The 4076-nt window shown below is 54.6% G+C and carries 5 protein-coding genes; 2 read left to right on the forward strand and 3 right to left on the reverse strand.

The annotated features are described in order from the left end of the window. A partial coding sequence (locus tag RTY00_RS18910) for a GMC oxidoreductase (protein WP_312665491.1) occupies positions 1–524 on the forward strand: 524 nt, incomplete at its 5' end. A 236-nt stretch (positions 525–760) separates the two neighbouring features. Here the strand turns inward: RTY00_RS18910 and vapB are convergent. Then, the gene (gene vapB / locus RTY00_RS18915) at positions 761–991 is read right to left on the reverse strand and encodes a type II toxin-antitoxin system VapB family antitoxin (RefSeq protein WP_312665492.1); all 231 of its coding nucleotides are present in this window, start codon (positions 989–991) and stop codon (positions 761–763) included. Between the two features lie 287 nt (positions 992–1278). Between vapB and RTY00_RS18920 the strand changes: the two genes are divergently transcribed. Continuing rightward, the gene (locus RTY00_RS18920; RefSeq protein ID WP_312665494.1) at positions 1279–2181 is read left to right on the forward strand and encodes an alpha/beta hydrolase; all 903 of its coding nucleotides are present in this window, start codon (positions 1279–1281) and stop codon (positions 2179–2181) included. On the opposite strand, the gene RTY00_RS18925 is transcribed toward RTY00_RS18920, so the two are convergent. Together RTY00_RS18925 and RTY00_RS18930 are read right to left on the reverse strand one after the other, a co-directional pair. Beyond that, positions 2178–2885 carry an isochorismatase family cysteine hydrolase gene (locus RTY00_RS18925; RefSeq protein ID WP_312665495.1) on the reverse strand — a complete coding sequence of 236 codons (708 nt, stop codon included), beginning with the start codon at positions 2883–2885 and terminating at the stop codon, positions 2178–2180. The two genes, RTY00_RS18920 and RTY00_RS18925, sit on opposite strands and share 4 nt — an antisense overlap. Continuing rightward, positions 2878–4076: cytosine permease (locus tag RTY00_RS18930; protein WP_312665496.1), on the reverse strand; the 1199-nt coding region annotated here is incomplete at its 5' end. The genes RTY00_RS18930 and RTY00_RS18925, both read right to left, overlap by 8 nt.

Here is a 4076-nt window from a genome sequence, read left to right on the forward strand (position 1 = left end):
TTGGTTCGATGCGCTCACCGAGCCGCGGCCATGTGCGCCTGAAATCACGCGATCCGCGCCGCCATCCGGCGATTCTGTTCAACTACATGTCACACGAGCAGGATTGGCAGGAATTCCGCGATGCGATTCGTATCACACGCCAGATAATTAACCAGCCGGCGCTGGATCAATATCGCGGTAAAGAGATCAGCCCAGGCCTGGATTGCCAGACCGATGAGCAGCTGGATGAGTTTGTGCGTAATCATGGCGAAACGGCTTATCACCCGTGCGGCACCTGTAAAATGGGTACTGACGAGATGTCGGTCGTTGATGGTGAAGGCCGCGTGCATGGCGTCGAAGCGCTGCGCGTGGTGGATGCCTCAATCATGCCGCTGATCATCACCGGTAACCTCAATGCCACCACCATCATGATCGGCGAAAAAATCGCGGATAACATTCGTGGCCGCCAGCCGCTGCCGCGCAGCGAAGCGGATTACTTTGTTGCCGGTGATAAACCGGTGCGCGCTGAACCGATGCGTGGGTGAGATTGATTTAGGGGCGACGTTGGTCACGATGCCTATCTGTTAAGCATAAAACGGTCGCCATTAATGGCGACCCTACAATTGTTTGGCGAGGGTTTCGTAGGGTGCGCATTCATGCGCACCTGCATAGAGATGCAGCTTATTCCTTAGGTATTAATAAATTGCGCAGCTATGGTAATGGGTTTAACTCCTCAGGTTACATGTTTGACCGCGTCTAATTGACCCTAGAATTTCGATTGTCACCACAGTTCAAATCGTCTCTCATCAAATACATCTTCTCTCTCGCTCAGGATATCTAATTCTTCCTTTCCCTTATGCCCAAAGGTCTTCCAGCTCGGCTTTACCGGACGCAGCAATAATGTATCCCCTTCACGAGTGATTTCGAGTTCGTTGATACCATCCAAATCTATGTCATGCGGCAGACAAATAGCGCGTTCATTACCATATTTAAATATTGAGACAACACGCATAATTTTGTCCTCTTAAAAATTTCAAGCTTATATACACGCATGATTTGTATGTAACTATCTATTAGTAATGATTTTTTGATATAGATTCCAGGCAATCCCATTTTCATTGTTAGAACGACAACCGCACTGCTGCCAAACCAAGCAATTAAAGTTAACAATTAAAGTATGTTGTAACTATAACCTTTAATTCTCACCCCGTCGCATTTGGTAATACAAAGCAACGCCCTCTTCATCTTCTCTGCTGATTTATCTGCTTCAATAAGCCTCTAATTTCATGAGGATTCGCCATGAACCGCCGCCACTTTTTATCGTATCTGACACTTTCCGCGCTGGCAGCGCGCAGCGGGCTGACCTGGGCAACTTCAAGGAGCGTAACAACCCAAGTTTTGACGCTGTGGCCTGATTTACCTCCGGGCGGCGGCGGTCCTGCTGGCGATCTGATGATTTCAGCCAAAGGCGCGCAGCACAATATCGTACGCCCGACGCTCACAGTAATGACACCGCCCTCGCCCAATGGGCGCGCGGTATTGATCGCCGCCGGTGGCGGTTATACGCGCATTGAAATGGGCAAAGAAGCCTGGCCCGCCGCAGCCTGGTTGACGGCGCGCGGATATACCGCTTATGTGCTGAGTTATCGCTTGCCGCATGAAGGCTGGAAAGATGGCGCGATGGTTTCACTGCAGGATGCACAGCGCGCGCTGCGAGTGGTGCGGCAGCGTGAAAAGCATGTCAGCGTGCTGGGGTTTTCCGCCGGTGGGCATCTGCTTGGTATGGCGGTCACGCGCGCGGATTTCCGCTCGTATAGGGCAACCGATGCACTGGATAATCTGCCCGCCACGGCCGATCGCGCTGCGCTGATCTATCCCATCATCACGCTGGAGCCGCCTTACACGCACACCTCAACCCACAAAATTCTGGTGGGCAAAAATGCGCCTGCCAGTGAAGACGCCGCATGGTCAGTACAGGAGTTTGTTAATCCGCAATCGCCGCCCTTCTTTCTGGTGCAGGCGGAGGACGATCCGATTTCCGATCCGCATAACACGTTGATTATGGCTGACGCCTGTAAGCGCCAGCACGTGCCCGTGGAGATGCATCGCTACAGCAGTGGCGGACATGGATTTGGTATGGGCAGGCCCGGCACGCCCACCATGGCGTGGCCGGAGCACTATGAAAGGTGGCTAGAGAGTTAACCGACTTCAGCCGTTTGCTTGCTGGCCAACCCCGCCAGCAAGGTCTGCGAACTGGCTACTGCACCAAAAATCCCGCCTTGCATATGGATCATGCTGAGCGCCGCCTCGTGGTGTTTCAGCTCGGTCGCCGCACAGCAATCTGACAACACTAAACACTCAAAGCCACGATCGTTGGCTTCGCGCAGTGTGGTATGAACGCAGACATCGGTGGTGATGCCGCTGATGATCAGATTGCGAATGCCACGACTGCGCAGGATCAGTTCGAGATCGGTGGCATAAAACGAACCTTTGCCCGGCTTATCGATGATGACTTCACCCGGCAGCGGCGCCAGTTCCGGGATAATCTCCCAGCCCGGTTCACCGCGCACCAGAATCCGCCCGCACGGACCGGGCGCACCGATTTCCGCCTGCATGCGCTTCGAACGCCAGCGCTTATTCGCAGGCAAATCACTTAAATCCGGCCGATGGCCTTCGCGTGTATGGATGATCGGGAAGCCCAATGCGCGCATCGTTGCCAGCACCTGCTGCAGCGGCTTAATCGGCGCGCGCGTTAAAGCAATGTCGTAACCCATGCTATCAACGTAACCGCCCTTGCCGCAGAAATCGGTTTGCATATCGATGACGATCAGCGCGGTATCATGCGGGCTGCAGCGGCCGTCATACGGCCACGAGTAAGGGGTTGAATCAATGGCGTAATCAGGCATTTTTTTCCTCCATCACATTTACCGTACTTTCACGTTTCAGTTTCACAATCAGCGTATAGCTGGCAGCCGCAGTGACTAAGCCAATCACCGCTTCACCAAACTGCGGGAAGGCGATATGCGCAATCACCGCACACAAGCTGCCGATTGCCCAGGCGGCAAAAGCGCTGCCGCGCATACGGCGCAATTTGCGCTGCTCGCTGATTTTCGCCATGAAGATCAAATCGACAATCATCACCGCGCCAAACGGCGGCACCACGATGCCAAGCAAACTCAGCCATTCAAGGAAATAGGACCACACGCCAGCCAGCGCCAGCGCGCCGCCGATCACGCCGAGGATCACCGTCCATAAGCGCATTTTGCTGCTAAAAAGATGGCTAAAACCAACCGCGCCGTTATACAAGCAGTGCGTACACACTGAACCGAGATTGATAAACACAAACAGGAAGGCAATCACCGAGAGCAACATGCCGTGGCCCATCAGCATCGGCAGGAAGTTGCCGCCGTTGCTCGCCGGATCGACAGCAGCGCCCACCGCCACAATCACTACGCCAAACAGATAAGAGATGACGTTCGCCACCGGGAACGCCGAGAACGCGGCAATCACCGCTGATTTACCGTCTTTCGACCAGCGAGTGAAATCTGCCGTCATGGTGCCGGAATCGGCGAAACCGGCCACCACCATGGTGACGGCGGTGCCCATGCTCATCGCGCCCACTGCGCTGCTGCTGCCGGTAAACTGCGTGATGGTGCTGAAATCGTGATCCTTAGCAATCAGCCACAGCGCCACCAATCCCAACACCACGAACAGCGGTGCCGCGATCATGCCGAGCACTGACAATGCGCGCACGCCGAGGAAGGTGATGGCGGTATACAGCACCATGGCAAACGCCGTCACCGCCAGCGCGTTCCAGCCAAAGGTTTGATTGATCACCGTACCAGTTAAGCCGGTCTGGAATGCGTACCAGCCGATCACCACGGTTGAGAGGAAACCTGAAACCAAAATGTAGCCTTTGGTACCAAAGGTGCGTTTCGCCTGCAGCGCGAAGTTCATACCTGTATTACCGGCGAACCAGCTCAGCGCGCCGACATAGGCAAACAGCACCAGATTGCCCAGTAGAATGGCAATCAGCGCCGGCCAGAAGCCGAGATGCCAGGTAATGATGCCGCCAAACAGCGCATTGGTGAGGATCA

The sequence above is a fragment of the Pantoea sp. CTOTU49201 genome, from assembly GCF_032054795.1.
GTDB lineage: Bacteria > Pseudomonadota > Gammaproteobacteria > Enterobacterales > Enterobacteriaceae > Pantoea > Pantoea symbiotica.